The 17,688-nt window shown below is 68.0% G+C and carries 19 protein-coding genes, 1 other RNA gene and 1 pseudogene; 13 read left to right on the top strand and 8 right to left on the bottom strand.

The window, feature by feature from the left end:
- Positions 1–9 precede the first annotated feature (9 nt).
- The 8 genes and pseudogenes from IEX93_RS06955 to IEX93_RS06920 all read left to right on the top strand — a co-directional run bounded on the left by IEX93_RS06955 (position 10) and on the right by IEX93_RS06920 (position 7,338).
- The gene (locus IEX93_RS06955) at positions 10–180 is read left to right on the top strand and encodes a hypothetical protein (protein WP_188847519.1); all 171 of its coding nucleotides are present in this window, start codon (positions 10–12) and stop codon (positions 178–180) included.
- 71 nt (positions 181–251) lie between these two features.
- Positions 252–344, top strand: a pseudogene (locus IEX93_RS06950) (IS5/IS1182 family transposase); the annotation flags it as partial.
- A 41-nt stretch (positions 345–385) separates the two neighbouring features.
- Positions 386–1,222, top strand: a complete 837-nt coding sequence (locus IEX93_RS06945; RefSeq protein WP_188847496.1) for a hypothetical protein — start codon at positions 386–388, stop codon at positions 1,220–1,222.
- A 52-nt stretch (positions 1,223–1,274) separates the two neighbouring features.
- Positions 1,275–2,117: a fimbrial biogenesis chaperone gene (locus tag IEX93_RS06940; protein ID WP_188847495.1), complete on the top strand. Its 843-nt coding sequence runs from the start codon at positions 1,275–1,277 to the stop codon at positions 2,115–2,117.
- Positions 2,114–2,602, top strand: coding sequence for a hypothetical protein (locus tag IEX93_RS06935; RefSeq protein WP_188847494.1), 489 nt, complete (start codon positions 2,114–2,116; stop codon positions 2,600–2,602). The genes IEX93_RS06940 and IEX93_RS06935 overlap by 4 nt, the downstream gene beginning before the upstream one ends.
- A 2-nt stretch (positions 2,603–2,604) precedes the next feature.
- Complete coding sequence (locus IEX93_RS06930) at positions 2,605–5,712, top strand: hypothetical protein (protein ID WP_188847493.1); 3,108 nt, start codon at positions 2,605–2,607, stop codon at positions 5,710–5,712.
- Positions 5,713–5,723: 11 nt separating this feature from the next.
- Entirely contained in the window at positions 5,724–6,887 is a 1,164-nt protein-coding gene (locus IEX93_RS06925) for a hypothetical protein (RefSeq protein WP_188847492.1), read from the top strand.
- A gap of 28 nt (positions 6,888–6,915) precedes the next feature.
- Complete coding sequence (locus IEX93_RS06920) at positions 6,916–7,338, top strand: hypothetical protein (RefSeq protein ID WP_188847491.1); 423 nt, start codon at positions 6,916–6,918, stop codon at positions 7,336–7,338.
- A gap of 37 nt (positions 7,339–7,375) precedes the next feature.
- Here IEX93_RS06920 and folE read toward each other — a convergent pair whose 3' ends face one another.
- The 5 genes from folE to IEX93_RS06895 form a co-directional block, all read right to left on the bottom strand.
- Positions 7,376–7,984 (bottom strand): GTP cyclohydrolase I FolE, encoded by a 609-nt coding sequence (gene folE / locus IEX93_RS06915; protein WP_188847490.1) that lies wholly within the window; start codon positions 7,982–7,984, stop codon positions 7,376–7,378.
- 38 nt (positions 7,985–8,022) lie between these two features.
- Positions 8,023–8,715: a gamma carbonic anhydrase family protein gene (locus tag IEX93_RS06910; protein ID WP_188847489.1), complete on the bottom strand. Its 693-nt coding sequence runs from the start codon at positions 8,713–8,715 to the stop codon at positions 8,023–8,025.
- Positions 8,696–9,076 carry an NUDIX hydrolase gene (locus IEX93_RS06905; RefSeq protein WP_188847488.1) on the bottom strand — a complete coding sequence of 127 codons (381 nt, stop codon included), beginning with the start codon at positions 9,074–9,076 and terminating at the stop codon, positions 8,696–8,698. Before IEX93_RS06905 ends, IEX93_RS06910 begins: the two co-directional genes overlap by 20 nt.
- Positions 9,067–9,441, bottom strand: coding sequence for a putative peptidoglycan binding domain-containing protein (locus IEX93_RS06900; RefSeq protein WP_371863157.1), 375 nt, complete (start codon positions 9,439–9,441; stop codon positions 9,067–9,069). The genes IEX93_RS06905 and IEX93_RS06900 overlap by 10 nt, the downstream gene beginning before the upstream one ends.
- A gap of 287 nt (positions 9,442–9,728) precedes the next feature.
- Positions 9,729–10,415: a hypothetical protein gene (locus IEX93_RS06895; RefSeq protein WP_188847487.1), complete on the bottom strand. Its 687-nt coding sequence runs from the start codon at positions 10,413–10,415 to the stop codon at positions 9,729–9,731.
- 27 nt (positions 10,416–10,442) lie between these two features.
- On the opposite strand from IEX93_RS06895, the gene IEX93_RS06890 reads away from it, so the two are divergent.
- A complete protein-coding gene (locus IEX93_RS06890; RefSeq protein ID WP_188847486.1) occupies positions 10,443–11,693 on the top strand; it encodes a replication-associated recombination protein A in 1,251 nt (416 codons plus the stop codon).
- On the opposite strand, the gene IEX93_RS06885 is transcribed toward IEX93_RS06890, so the two are convergent.
- Entirely contained in the window at positions 11,690–12,472 is a 783-nt protein-coding gene (locus IEX93_RS06885) for a carbohydrate ABC transporter permease (RefSeq protein ID WP_188847485.1), read from the bottom strand. The two genes, IEX93_RS06890 and IEX93_RS06885, sit on opposite strands and share 4 nt — an antisense overlap.
- A 31-nt stretch (positions 12,473–12,503) precedes the next feature.
- On the opposite strand from IEX93_RS06885, the gene IEX93_RS06880 reads away from it, so the two are divergent.
- A complete protein-coding gene (locus IEX93_RS06880; protein ID WP_188847484.1) occupies positions 12,504–13,709 on the top strand; it encodes a CaiB/BaiF CoA transferase family protein in 1,206 nt (401 codons plus the stop codon).
- Between the two features lie 84 nt (positions 13,710–13,793).
- On the opposite strand, the gene ffs is transcribed toward IEX93_RS06880, so the two are convergent.
- Positions 13,794–13,894, bottom strand: an RNA gene (gene ffs, locus IEX93_RS06875) — signal recognition particle sRNA small type.
- Positions 13,895–13,913: 19 nt separating this feature from the next.
- Here ffs and IEX93_RS06870 point away from each other — a divergent pair.
- Both IEX93_RS06870 and IEX93_RS06865 read left to right on the top strand, forming a co-directional pair.
- Positions 13,914–14,792, top strand: coding sequence for an ABC transporter ATP-binding protein (locus IEX93_RS06870; protein WP_188847483.1), 879 nt, complete (start codon positions 13,914–13,916; stop codon positions 14,790–14,792).
- Complete coding sequence (locus IEX93_RS06865; protein WP_188847482.1) at positions 14,785–15,555, top strand: DUF2705 family protein; 771 nt, start codon at positions 14,785–14,787, stop codon at positions 15,553–15,555. The genes IEX93_RS06870 and IEX93_RS06865 overlap by 8 nt, the downstream gene beginning before the upstream one ends.
- Here IEX93_RS06865 and IEX93_RS06860 read toward each other — a convergent pair.
- Positions 15,552–16,616 (bottom strand): aminopeptidase, encoded by a 1,065-nt coding sequence (locus tag IEX93_RS06860; RefSeq protein ID WP_188847481.1) that lies wholly within the window; start codon positions 16,614–16,616, stop codon positions 15,552–15,554. The two genes, IEX93_RS06865 and IEX93_RS06860, sit on opposite strands and share 4 nt — an antisense overlap.
- 20 nt (positions 16,617–16,636) lie before the next feature.
- Here IEX93_RS06860 and IEX93_RS06855 point away from each other — a divergent pair, with 20 nt between their 5' ends.
- A complete protein-coding gene (locus IEX93_RS06855) occupies positions 16,637–17,662 on the top strand; it encodes an E3 binding domain-containing protein (protein WP_188847480.1) in 1,026 nt (341 codons plus the stop codon).
- The last annotated feature ends 26 nt before the right edge of the window (positions 17,663–17,688 follow it).

Below are 17,688 nucleotides of genomic sequence, written 5' to 3'. Positions count from 1 at the left end.
GGAGGATGGGTGTATATCTCCCTCCTGATGGGCAAGCGAGGCTTTGCTCGCAGGGAGGCAAGCCCCAAGGAGGTCCTGGAACACGGCCTGCGCCTGGCCCGGGAGGTGGCCCCTCCCACCCCCAAAGGCAAGCGGGGCCGCCCCTGGCGCCACGACTACGCCCGCAAGGCGTTCTCCTGACGGGGAAAGAGTTATCTAGCCACCTTCCTCCCACCTTCCTCAAGTGGAGGTGCGGCCGGTGATCTGGCTTCGTGGCGCGGGCGCTTTTGGAGCTCATCGCCTACGGCCTTAGGGTTCTTCTCTCCCTCCTCCCGCCCCCTCCGGGGTACAAGGCGATTTGCTAGGCAAGCCCACCACCTCTTGGGGCGGATTAAAGGAGGCCCATATGCGTAAAGGAATTACGGCAGCAGTAACCTTGGCCGCGGCGTCCTTGGCACTAGCCCAGGCGCCCACCGTGGCCCCCACCCGGGGCAACGGCCCCGACGCCTACGCCAAGGGCGCGGATTCGGCGGCGGTCAACCAGACCATTGAGCTCATCCTGCCCAAGGCCACGGCCCTCCACCTGGACGTGACCACCCTGACCTTTGACCTCACGGGCCTGGACGGGGCCAGCTGGCCCAACTCCACCCCGGACTTCGGCGGGCAGATGGTGTGCGTCTACGGCGATAGAGACCAGGATGTGAAGACCCAGCTGGGGAACAACTTCTACAACCAGGTGCAGACCCTGCCCCTGGGCACCAGCTACAGCGTGGCCACCTGGCCCAACGTCACCATCAACGGGGGCAGTGCGGTGACCGCCTACCCGCCCATCAAGCTGGACAATGATGGCGAGCTGGTCCCGGGTAGCAAGAACTACTTCGTCTGCTACCGCAGCTTCATCCTGCAGAAGTTCTCCAACGGCAAGCAGTGGCACCTCACCGTGAACCGCAACGACCCCGAGAGCGCCCAAGGGATCCAGCACCTCTACATCCAGGACAACCCTTGCGACACCTTTGGCGCGGCCACGGGTCTTTTCGAGCTGCCCAACGGAGCCAGCCTGGAACTGGTACCCCGGAACCTGCAGGCGGGCCCCACGGGAACCCGCTCCGGCAACAACCCCGAGCGCTGCGGCTACAAGAGCTGGCTGGACGACCTGGTGGTGGTGGCCGTCAAGGTCAACAGCGACCTCTGGGGCAAGAGCACCGCTAACCTCACCTACACCCTCGCCACCACCGCCTGGTAAGCGGTCTTTGGGCCCGGCCCTAGGGCCGGGCCCTTCCCTTTTGGGGTGAACCATGAAACGGCTTTTTCCCCTCCTTCTCTTTCCGGCCCTCGGCGCCCTGGCCCAAAGCACCCTAGGGGTGGAACCCCCGGTCCTCCTCAAGGAGGCCAACCCCGGGACGGTCCTCACCCAAACGCTACAGGTCTACAACGTGGGTACCCGCCCCGTTCGGGTTAGGGCCAGCCTGGGGGACTGGACCTACGACCCCATGGGGAAGATCCAGTTTCTTCCCCCAGGGAGCCTGAAGGAAAGCGCAAGCCCCTGGGCCACCTTTTCCCCTGCGGAGTTTGTGCTGGAACCCAAGCAAAACCGCCCCCTTACCTACTCCCTCACCGTCCCCCCAAACGCCACCCCCGGCACCCACTGGGGTGTCCTCTTCCTGGAATCCGAGGACCCCAACCCGCCTCCCGGGGTACCCCTGGCCACCTTCCGGGTCCGCATGGCCCATGTCTTTTACGTGAACGTGCCCCCCTTGCAACCCGGGGGGCGCATCGCCGGCATCGTCCCCAGCGCCCCCAAAGACCCCAAGGACCCCTACCGCTTCGCCGTGCAGTACCAGAACACGGGCAACGCCGCGCAGAAGCTTTCCGGGCGCTTTGAGGTGCGGGACGGCCAAGGCCGCAAGGTGGCGGAGGTGGCCATAGAAGAGGTGGTGGTGTTACCGGGCCAGGTGCGCCTTCTGCCCATCGCCCTGGTGGGCCCCCTCCCCGCCGGGGCCTACACCGCCTTGGCCATTTTGAACTATGGCGACGCCAGCAAGGACGTGGCGGCGGACCTCCCCTTCACCCTACGCACCCCCCTGGCGGCCCCACCCGAACCACCCCCTCAAGAGGGGGAAAAAGGAGGTTCCCCGTGAGAAACCTACTGGCTGCCCTGGCGCTTACCCTGGCCCCGGCCCTGGCCCAAGCCACCTGGGTCCTCCAGACCCTGATCCCGGAAACCGTGGCCCTCCGCACCCCCACCACGGAGATCGCCTTTGACCTGAAGGACTACCCCCCCAAGGCCTTTCCTGCCACCTTCCCGGCCAGCAACCTGGAGGGAGGTTTTCTTCCCGTACAGGTCTTTGCCAACGCCCCCGGGGTCTGGAGCCTTTTGCTCCAGATCCCCGACCTCAAGGACGAAACCGGGGCCATCCTGATCCCCGCACGGCAAGTGCTCTACCGGGTGAACGGGGGCCTGTGGCTTAGGGCCGACGGCACGCCCCAGATCGTCTACACCCAGTCGGGCCCCACGGGGGATTGGCTGGAAATCCGCCTGGAGTTCGCCCTGGAGCTCCTGGGCACGGAGCGGGCGGGAAGGTACGTGGTCCAGGCCCTGGTCACCGCCCTGAGGCAACCCTAGCGATGCGAAGCCTCCTGGCCCTCTGCCTCTTCCTGAGCCTGGCTTGGGCCCAGGTGCGCCTCCTTTCCCCCCCAAGCCTCGCCGGCATCCCCGGGGAGTACCTGACCCTGAGCCTAGAGGTGGAGGGCCAGGGCCCGCTTGTCCTCCGCCTTTTCCCTCCCGAAGGCTGGCAAGCCCTCTCCCAAGAGCGAAAGGCGGGGCTAGAGGGCGGGCGGGAAACCGTAAGCTTCACCCTGCGGGTGCCTTTCCTCCCCGCTGGCACCCAGAGCAAGGCGGAGGTGGTGGCCTACCTGGGGGAGAAGGAAGCGGCCCGCGCCGAAGTGGCGCTTTCCGTGCTCCCCTTGGTGCAGATCGCCCTCTCCGCGCCCGCCACCCTCGAGGCCCAGCTGGGAGGCCCCTTTGAGTTCCCCGCCTACGTGCAAAACCGCTCCAACCAGCGGGCAAAAGTGCTCCTGGAAGCCGAGGCCGCCATGTTCCAGGTTTTCCTAAACCCCCAGGGTCTAGAGCTGGCCCCCGGGGAGACGGGGGTGGTCCGGGTCTTGGTCAATCCCCAAGGGGAGATCTCCGCCGGCTACCGCTTTTACCTAAAGCTACGGGCCACCCCGGAGGGGAAGGCCGAGGCGCGGAAGGAGGCGGGGGTCATCGTCCTCTTTCAGGAAACCCTGGGGGCTAAAACCCAAGGTAAGGACCCGAGCCTAACCCTCAACCTGGGCCTGGGCCTCAGCCTCGGGGCCAACCTGGAGCGGGGGCAGCTTACCGGGCAGGTGGGCTACCTGCTGGCCCCAAGCCTCACCGGGGCCCTTTCCGATTACGTGAACCTCACCGCTACCCCTAGCCCCCTCACGGAGAGCCTCTCGGATCCCTGGCCCTCGCCCCAGACCCTGGCCCTAAGCCTCAAGGGGGAAGGGTGGGAAGCCCGGGCCCAAGGGGGAGGGGGTGGCCTTAGCGCCGGGGGAACCTTCCGCCTGGGCGATGCCCGGCTTGGGTTGGAAGGAAGCTACCGCCCCCAGGCCCTAAGCCTCCGGGCCAGCGCCGCCAGTCTGGACAGCAACCTGGACCTGCAAGGGAGCCTCTCCACCCAGCTCACCCCCGCCGGGCGCCAGGACAACCTGAACCTGCGCTACCGCCTCCCCCTGGAAAGCGGGCTCACCCTGGGCCTGGGCACCGACCTCGCCGGGCAGACCCAGGGAGCCTACGGCCTCTCCTTGGGCTTGAGCCAGAACCTCACCTGGCAGACCCAGGAACTGGATCTAGTGCAAAGCTATGCCGGCGTACCCTTGGCGGGCCTCCACGTTCTCGGCCTCACGGGGGGAACCCGCAGCCTCTACCCCTTGGGCCTCCGGGGGAGCACCAGCCTGCAGTTGGGATCCCTTCCCGCCTTGTGGCAGAACCAGGCCAGCCTCTATTACCAACCCTGGTCCGGGACCTTTCTCAGCCTGACCCTGAGCTACCGCCAGCAAGGGGAAGACCGGGGTCTGGGCCTAAACCCAGGCCTAGCCACCGCTTTCGGAGAACCCGGGGTCTATGCGGGAAGCTTGAGCCTGGGCTACGGCCTCCAACGCGCCCTATCCGGCCAGGCCCCGGAAAGCCAAAGCTACCAGGGTAGTCTTTCCTTGGGCACCAAGGATCTCAGCTTTTCCGGCTTTTTGCGCTACCTCCACCAGGCCCAGCCCTACCTGGAAGGCAACCTCCTCCTCCGCCTGGTCCTCCCGGCAGGGAGCCTCGAGGGCTCCTACCTGGTCAAGCAGGGCAACGACCAGCCCCTCACCCTCTACGGGGCCGCCTGGAACCAGCTCTGGCCAGGAAGCCTGCAAAGCCGCCTCTTCTACGAGTACCGCCAGGAGGCTTCGCCCAGCCAACGCCTGGGGCTTGGCCTCTACCGGCGCAACTTCCTGGAGCCGGGTCTCTCCCTGGGGGCCTCCTACACCCTGATCCTCCAGGCCGGGGAGGCCCGCCACGCCTTTGGCCTCACCCTCTACTACGCCCAGGCCCTCAGCTTCGCCACGCCCCGGGAGGTGGTGGACCTCTTCGGGGGACGCAAGGGGGGCGAGGTGATGGGCCAGGCCTTTCTGGACCCCAACCTAAACGGCCGCCTGGACCCCGGGGAGTCCCCCTTGGCCGACCTCAAGGTCTGCCTGGGCCAGGTCTGCGAGGCCACAGACGCCCAGGGACGCTACCGCCTGGTGGCCGCCTCCGGGGCAGGAACCCTCCGGTTCCTGGGGCTTCCCGCCACCTTGGCCCTGGTGGGCGAGGCGGGGGTGGATGTTCCCCTAAACGCCCGGCTGGAGAAAAACCTCCCCTTTGCCCCGGCCACCACCTTGACGGTACGGGTCCTGGACGGGGAGAAGGGGTCCGGTCTGGCCTACGCCGGGGTCTGCGCCGAGGGGCCGGTAGGGCGCTGCACCCGGGCGGACGTCAACGGCAACGCCCTGCTGGGCGACCTCTTCCCGGGCACCTACCGCCTCTACCCCGACCCCCGCTACCTGCCCGAAGGCTACCGGGCGGAAAAGGAGGCCCAGGTCCGGGTGGAGCTGAAGCCCCTCGAGGCCCCCCCTCTGGTGGTCCTCCCCCCCAAAAGGGAGGTAGTGGTCACCTACACCGCCGAGCGCCTCAGCCTGGTGGCCACCGCCGATCCCCCCACGGCCCTCGCCGGGGCCGAGGTGGAGGTGAAGGCTTTGGTCCAGGGGCAACCGGAGCGCCTCTGGCTAGACCTCCCTTCGGGCCCCGTATCCCTCCAGCCCCAGGAGGACAACTACTACGCCATCCGGATCCGCCTCCACCTGCCCCCCGGCCTCCACGCCCTACGGGTACGGGCCAGCGCCCAAGGCCAGGAGGCCGAAGCACCCCTTTGGCTCCAGGTGGTCCCCGGGGCCCTCTTTGAGCCCCAGGTCGTCAACAGTCCTAAGGTCCACCTCACCCTGCGTTTCCGGGCTACCCAGGTCACCCTTCAGGCGGAAGGGCAGGCCTTCCCCCTGCAAAGCCAAGACGGCTACACCTGGACCGGGGAAGTCCCTTTGGGCCCCGGCCAGCACACGCTTTTGGTGTTCGCGGACGGCGAAGCTTTAGGCCCGGTGCGCCTAGACCTTCCCTCCGAGAGCGCAACCCAGTAGGGAGGTGTTTTATGCGGTATTGGTACGGAGTTCTTTTGACGGCAAGCCTCTTGGCCGCCTGCTCCCAGGCTCCCCAAGGGGTCACCCCCCAAGCGGTGGTAACCCCCGAACCCTCGGTGGTGGTCACCAAAACAGCGATGCCTACCTTCAAGCGGGTCTACCGCTGGACAATCCAGAAAAAGGCAACAGACCCAGGAAACGGTACCCTCACCCTCGCGGCAGGGCAGAGCTACACGGTGAAGTACGCGGTGAGCCTGGTGGGTACCCCAACAGGCCAGGACTTCAAGGTAGAAGGGGAGGTGCGCATCCAAAACACCGGCGACATCCCTGTGGTGTTGCAGGCCCCTACCGACACCCTCTCCACCGGGGAGAACGTGGCCCTAAACTGTGGGGTCAGCTTCCCCTACACCCTGGCGGAAGGTGCAAGCCTGACCTGTTCCTACAGCCAAACCTTGCCCGACGGGCGGGCCCGGACCAACGCCGTTGCCGTGACTTGGACCTCGGGGGAACAAAGCGGCACCGTCACCGCTCAGCAGGGCTTCACCTTCACCACCCCTACCCAGGTGGTGGATGGAGCGGTCACCGTGGAAGACCCTTCGGCCATGTTGACCAATGCGATCAGCGGCATAGACCCCCAAGGCGTGATCTCCCAAACCTACTTCTTTGAGCGGCTGGTCCGCTTTGACCAGTGCGGCACCTACCAGGTGGAGAACACCGCCACCTTCACCACCAACGATACCAAGACCCAAGGAAGCGCCTCGGCCAGGGTAGCGGTGAACGTGCCCTGCCAAGGGTGTACCCTGACCCAGGGCTACTGGAAGACCCACTCTCGCTACGGCCCTGCTCCTTACGACGACACCTGGGCCCAGATCGGAGAGGACACGGCCTTCTACCTTTCCGGTCAGAGCTACCACCAGGTGCTTTGGACCTCCCCTAGCGGAGGAAACGCCTACTACATCCTGGCCCACCAGTTCATCGCCGCCAAGCTGAACCTTCTAAACGGAGCCGCCTCCACCCCCACCGTGGACGCGGCCTTGGCCTGGGCGGCCAGCTTCTTCGCCACCTACACGCCGAGCACCATCCCTAAGAGCACGGCCAGCCAGGCTAAGGGCTACGCCGCCATCTTGGACGACTACAACAACGGCCGCGTGGGTCCGGGCCACTGTTCCAAGTAGGCCGCTTAAAGGTCCCATGGAGAAAGACATGAAACGCACCCTTTGGCTTTTTCTGCTGGCCCTCGCCGCCTGCTCCGCTCCCCAGGGCATCCGCACCACGGGAAGCCTGCGCATCCAGTCGGTGCAGCCGGACGTGGTGGCGGGCTGCGTGGTCCGGGCCGGGGACTGGATGGCCCTTAAGGGCAACACCTTTGGCACCCAGGCGGCGTGGGATGCGGGCACCAACCACGCCCTCTTTCCCCCGGGTATCCCCGCCCAAGAACCCGAGATCACCCAGCCCCAAGACCCTGCCACCCTCTTGTTCCGAGTACCCCAAGGGGCGGAAAGCGGCCTCCTCCGCCTCCACGTGGAAGGGGTGGGGGATGCGGAGATCCCCATAACGGTGGCCCCGCTGACCCCCCAGATGGCCGTGCCTACGTGCGAAGCCCCTTTACCCCCTAAGCCGGAGTAGCCGGAAGGCCAGGCCTCCCCGCCCCAGGCGGGGAGGTTTACTTGAGGTGGCTCAAAAACTCCTCCCGGGTCTTCTGGCTCTCCCGGAAGACCCCCAGCATGGCGCTTGTGATGGTGCGGGAGTGCTGCTTCTCCACCCCCCGCATCATCATGCAAAGGTGGACCCCCTCCACCACCACCCCCACCCCCTGGGGCTCCAAAACCTCCTGGATGGCCTCGGCGATCTGGACCGCCAGGCGCTCCTGCACCTGGAGGCGGCGGGCGAACATGTCCACGATGCGGGCGAACTTGGAAAGGCCCAGGATCTTACCGTCGGGGATGTAGCCGATGTGGACCTGGCCGAAGAAGGGAAGGAGGTGGTGCTCGCACAGGGAGTAGAACTCAATCCCCTTCACCACCACCATCTCGCTCCCCTCCGCCTGGAAGACCGCCCCGTTGACGATGGCCTTTAGGTCCTGGCGGTAGCCCCGGGTGAGGAAGGCCCAGGCCTTGGCCACCCGCTCCGGGGTCTTCAAGAGGCCCTCCCGCTTGGGGTCCTCGCCGATGGCCAAAAGCCAGTCCGCCGCCAGAGCCTGGAGGCGGCCCAGGTCCAGCTCGGTTTCAAAGGAAAGCCCGGTCTCCTCTATCTCCACCATCTTGCGCTCCATCTTGCCCCCCTTACCCCCCGCCTTCTGTGGCCCCGGGCTCACTCGGGGGCGATGAGGCCCTCCTCCAAGAGGGGTCTCGCCTCCTCCGGGGCCAAGGGGAACCCCTGGGCCACCCGGCGGAGGTGCTCCAGGGCCTCCTTGCGCCCCCGCTTCAGGCTCAGGTGGAGCTCGCTAAAGGGGTTCAGGGCGTCCTGGCCCCGCAAGGTGAGGCGGTAGCGCCGGGGCGGGTCCAAGGGGAAAAGGCCCTTTTGGTAGCGCGCCGCTAAGGCCCGGTAGCGGGGGGCGTTCCCGGGGGGGTCTATGGGGCGCACCACCCGGGCCGGGACCCCTAAGGCCAGCATCCCCTCGGGGACCTCCATCCCCGCCGGCACCACCGCCCCCGCCCCCACCACGGCGTTTTTGCCGATCCTAGCCCCGTTTAGCACCACCGCCCCCATGCCGATCAAGGCCCCCTCCTCCACCACCGCCCCGTGGACCACCGCCCGGTGCCCCACGGTGACGGAGGGCCCGAGGAGGCAGGGAAAGCCGGGGTCGGCGTGCAGGACGGCCCCGTCCTGGACGTTGGTCCCGGGGCCCACCACCACCCTTTCCAGGTCCCCCCGCACCACGGCGCCGAACCAGATGGAAGCCCCCTCCCCCACCTCCACCGCCCCCACCACGTAGGCCCCGGGAGCGAGGAAGGCGGTGGGGTGCACCTTGGGGGCCTTGTCCTCAAAGCGGTAGGCGCTCAAGGGCCACCTCCAAAAGCCCCAGGTCCTCGGGGAAGGCGAGGAGGGCCCGGGCCTCCTCGAGGGCAAACCACCCCGCCCCGCTCATCCCCGCCTCGAGCCTGGGCTCTCCCTCGCCCCGCATGAGGAACCAGTGCACCTCCCGCTCCACCCCCTTGGGGTTCACGTAGCGGGTGGGGTAGAGGGGGGCGAGGATCTCGGCCCTAATCCCCGTCTCCTCGTAGACCTCCCGCACCGCCGCCTCCTCGAGGCTTTCCCCCGCCTCGGGGTGGCCCTTGGGGAAGACCCAGAAGCCCATGCGGTCGCGAAGGAGGAGGACCTCCCGTTTGGCGTTGAAGACCACGCCCCCAGCCCCTAGCTCCATCCATACCTCCCTTTGAGGTAGGCCAAGGTGGCCTCGTCCACCTCCGGCCCCCCTTGGTAGCGCTCCTCCAGGTTCTCCATGCCCACGAGGGCCAAAAAGGCACGCTCCGTCTCGGGGTCAAAGCGGCCGTGGACCTCTCCCCCGTAAAGGCCAAGCCCCTTAAGCACCCCTTGCAACCAGCGCACCTCCTCCTCCCTTAAGGGGCGCTTCGCCTTGGGCCTTTCAAAGAGGAGGCGGTGGAGGGCAAGGAGCCGGAAAAGCTCCTCTATGGGCTCGGGGTGGTCGTCCACCCGCTTGCTGGCCACGGCCACGCCCAGGTCCCCCGTGTCCGGGTCCTGGGCCACCAGGGAGAAGGTGGCCACCATGCCCTTATGCTACGGGGCACGGCGAAAAAAAGGAGGGGGAAACCCCCCTCTCCTTTGGGCTTGGCCTACTCCTCTTCCCGCTCGCCGTAGGTTTCCATGGCCTCCTGCCAGGCCTCGCTGATGGCTTTCCCTTGCTCCATGGGGCACCTCCTTAGCCTCCAAGGTAGGGAAAACCCAGGGCCCGGCGGTGGCTCTAAGGGGAAAACCCGTACACCCCTTGTCGGTGTAGGAACATGGTGGCTACACCGCTGAGCGGCCGCTTTTGGGGCCCCCGCCGCTGGGGGTACTTAAGCCTGGAGCAGGGCCTCCGCCTCGAGGCGGGCCAGAACCCGCTCCAGGCTCCCTCCCCGCCACCGCTCCACGGCGTAGGCGGCCAGGGGAAACCGCTCCCTCAAGCGGCGCAAAAGCCCGGCGGCGTCCTCCGCCCGCCCCCCCTGGAGGACCAGGAGGTAGCCCCCCTCCAGCCGAAAGGCCAAGTCTCCCCGGCGAAGCTCCCCCAAAAGGCGCTCGGGGGGCACGGGGGAAGCCAGAAAGACCAAGACCAGCTCCCGCCTCAGGGCAAGCCCCTCCAAGGCCCCGGAAAGCCGCCTAAGGTCCTCCCGGCTTCCCACCCCCTCCAAGGCGGGGAGCAAGGGGGCCTCCCGCCCGGTGCCCAGGAGGAAGACCACCCCCAGGGCCAAGGCCCCCAGAAGCCCCCCCAAGGCGACGTACCCGGGGGCCTCCGCCCCGGTGAGGAGGAAGGCGGCCTCGAGGGCGAACTGGAAGGCGAGAAGCCCAAGGCCCAAGACCAGGGCCAGCTGCACCCGAAAGCCCACGGGGAACCGGGAGTAGAGGCTCGCCACCCCGGCGAGGACCACCCCCACGAGGAGGAGCCCCATCCCCCGGCCCACCGCGCCCCCTAAGGGGGAAAGGAGGGCCAAGGGGGAAAGCCCAAGGAGGAAGAGGCCCCAGGGCAAAAGGAAAAGCCCCCGCATTCCCCCCTAGGCTACCACGGGCGTAGCATGGGAGGCGTGGAACCCCTGGCGGAACGCCTCCGCCCCCGAAGCCTGGACGAGGTCTTGGGCCAGCCCCACCTCACCGGGGAAAGGGGCCTCCTCCGGCGCATGCTGGCCGAGGGGCGCCTGAGCTCCATGGTCCTCTTCGGCCCCCCGGGGACGGGCAAGACCACCTTGGCCCGCCTCCTGGCGGAAGGGGTGGGGAGGCCCTTCCTAAAGCTTTCGGCGGTGGAGGCGGGGCTTAAGGAGGTGCGGCAGGCGGTGGAGGAAGCCCGGGCAAAGGGCGGCCTCGTCCTCTTCCTGGACGAGATCCACCGCTTCAACAAGGCCCAGCAGGACGCCCTCCTCCCCCACCTGGAGTCGGGCCTCCTCACCCTCATCGGGGCCACGGCGGAAAACCCCGCCTTCCACCTCACCCCCGCCCTCCGCTCCCGCCTCCGCCTCCTGCCCCTGCGGCCCCTGGGCGAAGAGAACCTCCTCGCCCTCCTCCGGCGGGCCCTCACCGACCCCCGGGGCCTCCCGGGCACCCCCTACGAGGAGGAGGCCCTGCGGCTTTTGGCCCAGGCGGCGGGGGGCGACGCCCGCTTCGCCCTGAACACCCTGGAGCTGGCCGCCGCCTTCGGCAAGGTGGACCCCAAGAGCGTCCGGGAGGCCTTGGGCGCCGAGCGCTACGCCATGGACCGGGCGGGGGACCGTTTTTACGACCTGGTCTCCGCCCTCCACAAGTCCCTGCGGGGAAGCCACGTGGACGCCGCCCTTTACTACCTGGCGAGGCTCCTTGAGGGCGGGGCCGACCCCCTTTACCTGGCCCGGCGCCTCATCCGGGTGGCCCTGGAGGACGTGGGCCTCGCCGATCCCCTAGCCCTCCGCCTCGCTGTGGCCGCCAAGGAGGCCTACGAGGCTTTGGGGAGCCCGGAAGGGGAGCTCGCCCTGGTGGAGGCGGCGGTCTACCTGGCCTTGGCTCCCAAGAGCAACAGCCTCTACACCGCTTGGAAAAAAGCCCAGGAGGCAGCCAAGGCCCACCCCGAGGCCGAGGTCCCCCTGAACCTGAGGAACGCTCCCACCAGCCTCGCCCGCGCCCTGGGCCACGGGAAGGGGTACGCCTACTACCACGAGGACAAGGAGGGAAGCTTCGCCCAAAGGTACCTGCCGGAGGGCCTCGAGGGCCTAAGGCTCTTTGAAGCCACGGGAGAAGGCTGGGAGGAGCGGGTCCGGGAGCGGCTTAAAGCCCTCAGGGAGCGGTTCCGGGAAGGCTAGCCCTTAAGCCCCTCCTCAAAGGTGGCCACCACCCGCCTTTCAAAGAGGAGGTAAAGGAGGGCGACGGGAAGGACGCTCAAAAGGGCCGCCGCCGAAAGGAGGCCCCAGTCTGTGGGGTACTTGCGCTGGAGGTCGGTGAGCCAGGTCTGGATGGTCCAGAAGCGGGGGTCGGAGACCATGACCCGGGGGTAAAGGACCAGGTTCCAGTGGGCGGCGAAGGCCAAAACCCCGGCCGCCACCAGGGTGGGCCGGATAAGGGGGAGAAGGATGCGGAAAAGGAGCACCCCATGCCCCGCCCCGTCCAGCTTGGCCGCCTCCAAAAGCTCCTCCGGCACCCCCCGCATGGCCTGGTAGACCAGGTAGACGATGAAGGGGCTTGCGGCGAAGGGCAGGACCAGGGCCCAGAAGGTGTCTAGAAAGGAAAGGCTCTTAAGGATCCCGTAAAGGGGCACCAACAAGAGCTCGGCGGGGATGGCCATGAGCACCAGGTAAAAGGGCAGGAGCCCGAGGCCCACCCGCAAGGGGTAAGCGGCTAAAAGGGCCGTGAAGAGCTGGAGAAAGGCCACAAAGGCGGAAAGCCCCAAGGAAAAGCCGAGCCTCCCCCAAAAGCCCTCCCGCCCCAAGGCCCGGACGTTCTCCAGGCTGAGCCCGAAGGCGAAGAGCTCCCCCGCAAACACCGCCTCCTTGGGAAGAAAGGCGGCGTAGGCCATCCAGAGGAAGGGCAGGGCCACGAAGAGGAGGACCCCAAAGACCACGAGGTGCCGGAGGAAGCGCCCCACGCCCCCACTATAAGGGGTTAGGATAGCCCCCATGGAACCCCTTGCCGGCATCCAGGTCCTGGACCTCTCCCGGGTACTGGCGGGCCCCCTCTGCACCCTGATCCTGGCCGACCTGGGGGCCGAGGTCATCAAGGTGGAACCCCCTTGGGGGGATGAGACCCGGGGCTGGGGGCCGCCCTTCGTGGAGGGGGAAAGCGCCTACTTCCTGGCGGTGAACCGGGGAAAGAAAAGCGTGGCCCTGGACCTCAAGCGCCCGGAGGGCCAGGAGGCGGTGCGCCGCCTTGCCCAGAGGGCCGATGTCCTTGTGGAGAACTTCAAGACGGGGGACCTCAGGCGCTACGGCCTAGACTACGAAAGCCTAAGGGCCCTAAACCCCCGTCTGGTCTACCTCTCCATCACCGGCTTCGGCCACACCGGCCCCCGGGCCCAGGAACCCGGCTACGACGCCGCCCTTCAGGGCTACACCGGGATCATGTCCGTGACCGGGGAGCCCGAAGGCCCCCCCATGAAGGTGGGGGTGGCCTGGATTGACGTGATGACGGGGATGATGGGGGCCTTGGCCGTCCTCGCCGCCCTTTGGGAGCGGGAACGGAGCGGGCTTGGCCAGCACATAGACCTCTCCCTCTTTGACGTGGGGCTTTTCGCCCTGGCGAACCTGGGGGAAAGCTTTCTCCTAACGGGCAAGCCCCCCAGAAGGCTCGGCAACGCCCACCCCCAGATCGTCCCCTACGGGGCCTTTCCCGCAGAGGACGGCTGGCTCATCCTGGCGGTGGGCAACGACGAGCAGTTCCGGAGGCTTTGCCAGGTGGTAGGGCTTCCCGACCTCGCCCTGCGCTTTCCCACGAACGCCCTCCGGGTGGAACACCGCAAGGAGGTGGTGGAGGCCCTGGCCCAGGTCCTCAAGGCCCGCCCCCGGGCCTACTGGCTTGCAAGGCTCAAGGAGGCGGGCGTCCCCGCGGCCCCCGTGAACGACCTGGCCGAGGCCTTCCAGGACCCCCAGGCGAGGGCCCGGGAAGCGGTCTGGACCCTGGAGCACCCTCTTCTTGGGGCGCTTCCCACCCTGGCCAACCCCTTGCGCTTCCTCTCCCGCACCCCCGCAAGGCCCTCGGCCCCCCCGCCCCTTTTGGGGGAGCACACGGAGGAGGTTCTGCGGGAGGCGGGCTTCCCGGAGGAGGCGGTGCGGGCCCTTGTGGAAAAGGGCGTGGCCAAGGTCCGTCCCCGTGAAGGGACGAGATAGGAAAAACGCCCTTCTAGAGGGCGCTTCGGCGGAAGAGCGGCTTGGGTAGGGCCTCGAGGGCCTGTGGATAACCCTGTGGATAACTAACCCCCGGCTACCCAGCATCGCCCGGACCGTGGCGCTTAGGGCTGCTTCCTTCCGGACCTGACCCGGTTCACGCCCGGCCCGCCGCGCTGGACCGGGGGCTTAGGTAGTATAGCATCCATGGAAGCCCTAAGGCTAGAGGGCCTCGGCAAGCGCTACGGGCGCAAGCCCGTGCTCCAGGGGGTGAGCCTTTCCGTGAGGCCAGGGGAGGTCTACGCCTTGGCGGGGCCCAACGGGAGCGGCAAGACCACCCTGATCCGCCTGATTACCGGTCTCGCCTTCCCCACCGAGGGGAGGGCCCTCCTCCTGGGGGAGGACGTGCACAAGAGCCCCAAGGCCCGGCGCCACCTGGGGGCTTTGGTGGAGGCCCCCGCCGCCTTCTACCCCTACCTCACCGGCCGGGAGAACCTTAGGATGCAGGCCTTTTTGGCCGGGGTGCGGGAAGAAGGCCGCATCGGGGAGGTCTTAGCCCGCCTCAAGCTCCTCTCGGTGGCGGACCAGAAGGTGGGAAGCTACTCCCTGGGACAGAGACAGCGCCTGGGCCTCGCCGCCGCCATCCTCCACCGCCCCAAGGTCTTGGTCCTGGACGAGCCCACCTCGGGCCTGGACCCCGAGGGGGTGGCCCTGGTCCACGGGCTTCTCCAGGAACTGGCCCAAGAAGGCGTGGCGGTCCTCCTCTCCACCCACCACCTCCAGGAGGTGAGCCCCTACGCCCACAAGGTGGGGATTCTGGGCGGGGGGCGGCTTCTGGACGAGGTGGCCCTTTCCGGGCGGGAGGTCTTCCGCCTCGAGGCCCACCCCCCGGAAGGAGCCCTGGCCCTCCTCAAGGGCCTCCCCCAGGTGGCCTCGGCGCGGCTCCAAGGCGAGGCCATCCTCTTTGAGGGAAACCCGGAGGCGGTCCTGGAGGCCCTCCTCAAGGAGGGGTACCGGGTGAAGGCCCTCCACCCGGAGCGGTTTGACCTCCTAAGCTACTACCAGGAACGGGTGAGGCATGCTTAGGCTCTTCTTCTTTGAGTTCTACAAGCTTTTCCGGCTTCGCTCCGTGGGGCTTGGTCTCCTCTTCGCCTTTCTCCTCCCCTTCCTCTGGGCTTTGGCCCCCGGGCTTAAGAAGGTCTACGGCCTGGTCCTGGCCTCGGGGTGGCAGGTGATCTCCCTAAGCCTCCTCGCCGGGATGGAGTTCCTCTTCCCCTTCCTGGTGGTCATGGCCGCCAGCGAGGCCTTGGGCAGCGAGGTGGCCCAGGGCACCCTGAAGACCCTCCTCTTAAGGCCCCTGCCCCGAAGCCTCCTCCTTCTGGCGAAGCTCTTCGCCCTCCTCCTCTACCCCTTCCTCCTCCTCTCGGTGAGCTTCCTGGGCGGGCTTTTGGCGGGCCTTCCCCATGGCCTCGGCCCCTTCTACGGGGGGACGGGGCTCGGGGAAGGGGGGTTTGCCGGGACCGGCCTCCTGCCCCCAGGCACCGCCTTGGCCGAGCTCCTAAGGGCCCACCTTCTGGCGGGGGCGGTGCTCCTGCCCCTTTCCGCCCTGGCCCTCCTCTACGGGGTGCTCTTCCTCTCCACCACGGCGGCGGCCCTGGCGGCGGTGGCCACCCTCCTCCTCATGCGCCTCCTGGTGGCCTTCCCCGCCCTCACCCCCTTTCTCCTCACCACCTATTTGGACCTCCACCTGCGGCCGCAGGCGGCGGGGCTTGGGCTTTCTCTCCTCCTCATCTACACGCTCGGCTTCGCCCTCCTGGCGGCCTTGGTCTTTGAGCGCAAGGACCTCTAGACGAAACGCCCCTCCACCAAAAGGGGCTCATCGTCCACAAGGAGCCTCCCCTCCCTCAGGGAAAGCACCAGATCCCAGTGGAGGGCGCTTTCGTTTTTCCCGCCGGTTTCCGGGTAGCTTCGGCCCAGGGCCAGGTGGACCGTCCCCCCCATCTTCTCGTCCAGGAGGATGAGGCCCGTGGGCCTATTTAGGCCAAAGTTGGTGCCGATCCCCACCTCCCCAAGCCGCCTGGCCCCCGCGTCGGTGGAAAGGGCCTCCTTCAGGTAGTCCTCCCCCACTGCCGCCCGGGCCTCCACCACCTCCCCCCGGTGGAAGCGGAGGTAGACCCCTTCCACCCGCCCGCCCCCCACGAAGGCGGGCAGGTTGAAGCGCACCTCCCCCTCGGCCGAGTCTTCCAGGGGGCCGGTGAAGACCTCCCCCGAGGGCATGTTGCGCCGGCCGTCGGAGTTCACCCAGGTGCGCCCCTCCACGGAAAGCCGTAGGTCGGTCCCCGGGGCCAGGATGCGGAGCTCCTTCCCCTGGGAAAGCCTCCGGATGAGGCTTTCCTGGAACGCGGAAAGCGCCCTCCAGGCGGCCACGGGGTCCTCTTGGTCCAGGAAGAGGGCCCTTTCCAGGTAGGCCCGGAACGCCTCCGTCCCCATCCCCGCCCCCACGGCGTAGCCCGCCGTGGGGTAGAGGGTGAGGGTCCAGCGCTTCCTGAGCCGGATCTCCTGGAGGGGGCGCCAGGCCCGCTGGTGCTTGAGGAGAAGAGCGGGGTCCAAGGAGGCCGTCTCCAAGGGGTTTTCCGCCGAGAGGATGCGCAGGAACTTGTCCGCCTTCTCATAGAGGGCCCGCTCCGCCTCGGGGACCTCCTCCAGCCAGCGGCCTCCAAAAAGGAGGAAGTCCCGCCCCTCCCCGGGGTAGCTCAAGCGGAAAAGGGGGTAAGCCCCCCGCGCCAAAAGGGCCCGCTTCAGGTGGGGAAGGAGGGGGAGGGCCGTGGTTTCCGCCTCCACCAGAACCGTCTCGCCGGGGCCTGCCTCGAGGCAATAGCCTGCCAAAAGCTCCGCAAACCGCGCCTCCACCCTGCTATCATAGGGCCAAGATGGAAGAACCCAAAATCACGCCCCTCGCCCGGCGCTTGGCCGAGGAAAACGGCATAGACTGGCGCCAACTCCAAGGCACGGGCCCCGACGGGACCATCGTGGAGCGGGACATCCTGGCCTACCTGGCCAAGGTGATGGCCGGGGAGGTGGACCTCCCCCCCATGCCGGAAGCCCCCCCGCCCCTCCCCCCGGAGGCAGAGCTCAAGCGCGCCCAGGAGGTCCTGGGCCGGGAGGGGGTGGACCTGGAGGAGCTCATCCCCAAGCCCCAGGAGGCGCCGGCCCCGGGGGACTTGGCCCTGGAGGAGGACCTGGTCCTGGAGGAGGAGGCCTTGGTCCTAGAGGAGGACCTGGCCCTAGAAGAGGACCTTGCGGTCTTGGAGGAGGACCTGAGCCTGGAAGAGGCGCCGGTCCAGGAAGGCCCCGCCCCGGAGGCGCCCCTTTGGGCGGAGGCCGAGGCACCCCCCACCCCCCAAGAGGAACCCCCCCTCCTGGAGGACTGGGCGGAGGACCTCCTGGAAAGGCCTGGGGAAGAGGCCCCACAGGAAGCGCCGCTTCCGCCCCCCACCCCCGCCTTAGGCCTCACCCCGGCCCCCCTCGAGGCGGCGGGGGTTCGGGTCTTCCGGAAAAGGCTTTCCTTGGACGCCTTGGAAGAGGCCCTGGAGCGCTTCCAGGAGGTCCACGGGGTGCCCCCAAACCCCCTCCCCTTCCTCCTCCGGGCGGCGGAAAGGGCCCTAGGGGAGCTCGGCCTGCCCTATAGGGCCCTCCTCGGCCGGATGGAGGGGGAAAAGCCCCTGGGCCTCAGGCCTGTCGCAAGCTTCCTCGCCCTCTTCCGCCAGGAAGGGGGGGAGGAGGAAGAGGGCCTCCTCTGCTTCTACGGGGAGGAGGAGTTTCACACGGGCCGGCCAAGCCTCTTCCTCTCCCCGGAAGGGGTCCTGGCGGCCTCGGGGCTTCCCCCGGAAGCCGCCAAGGGGCTTCTGGAGCGGGTGGCCCGCTACCTGGAAAGCCCCGTCCTCCTCCTCGCCTGAGGGCGCGCGCTTTAGGGCCCCCGCCG

Source organism: Thermus composti, from assembly GCF_014647535.1.
Lineage (GTDB): Bacteria > Deinococcota > Deinococci > Deinococcales > Thermaceae > Thermus > Thermus composti.
This window is presented reverse-complemented; position numbering and strand designations above follow the sequence as displayed.

Coding starts and splice junctions, on each gene's coding strand:
- IEX93_RS06945 (WP_188847496.1), top strand. CDS start 386: ATGCGTAAAGGAATTACGGCAGCAGTAACCTTGGCCGCGGCGTCCTTG.
- IEX93_RS06940 (WP_188847495.1), top strand. CDS start 1,275: ATGAAACGGCTTTTTCCCCTCCTTCTCTTTCCGGCCCTCGGCGCCCTG.
- IEX93_RS06930 (WP_188847493.1), top strand. CDS start 2,605: ATGCGAAGCCTCCTGGCCCTCTGCCTCTTCCTGAGCCTGGCTTGGGCC.
- IEX93_RS06925 (WP_188847492.1), top strand. CDS start 5,724: ATGCGGTATTGGTACGGAGTTCTTTTGACGGCAAGCCTCTTGGCCGCC.
- IEX93_RS06920 (WP_188847491.1), top strand. CDS start 6,916: ATGAAACGCACCCTTTGGCTTTTTCTGCTGGCCCTCGCCGCCTGCTCC.
- folE (WP_188847490.1), bottom strand. CDS start 7,984: ATGGAGCGCAAGATGGTGGAGATAGAGGAGACCGGGCTTTCCTTTGAA.
- IEX93_RS06905 (WP_188847488.1), bottom strand. CDS start 9,076: ATGGAGCTAGGGGCTGGGGGCGTGGTCTTCAACGCCAAACGGGAGGTC.
- IEX93_RS06900 (WP_371863157.1), bottom strand. CDS start 9,441: ATGGTGGCCACCTTCTCCCTGGTGGCCCAGGACCCGGACACGGGGGAC.
- IEX93_RS06895 (WP_188847487.1), bottom strand. CDS start 10,415: ATGCGGGGGCTTTTCCTTTTGCCCTGGGGCCTCTTCCTCCTTGGGCTT.
- IEX93_RS06890 (WP_188847486.1), top strand. CDS start 10,443: ATGGGAGGCGTGGAACCCCTGGCGGAACGCCTCCGCCCCCGAAGCCTG.
- IEX93_RS06880 (WP_188847484.1), top strand. CDS start 12,504: ATGGAACCCCTTGCCGGCATCCAGGTCCTGGACCTCTCCCGGGTACTG.
- IEX93_RS06870 (WP_188847483.1), top strand. CDS start 13,914: ATGGAAGCCCTAAGGCTAGAGGGCCTCGGCAAGCGCTACGGGCGCAAG.
- IEX93_RS06865 (WP_188847482.1), top strand. CDS start 14,785: ATGCTTAGGCTCTTCTTCTTTGAGTTCTACAAGCTTTTCCGGCTTCGC.
- IEX93_RS06855 (WP_188847480.1), top strand. CDS start 16,637: ATGGAAGAACCCAAAATCACGCCCCTCGCCCGGCGCTTGGCCGAGGAA.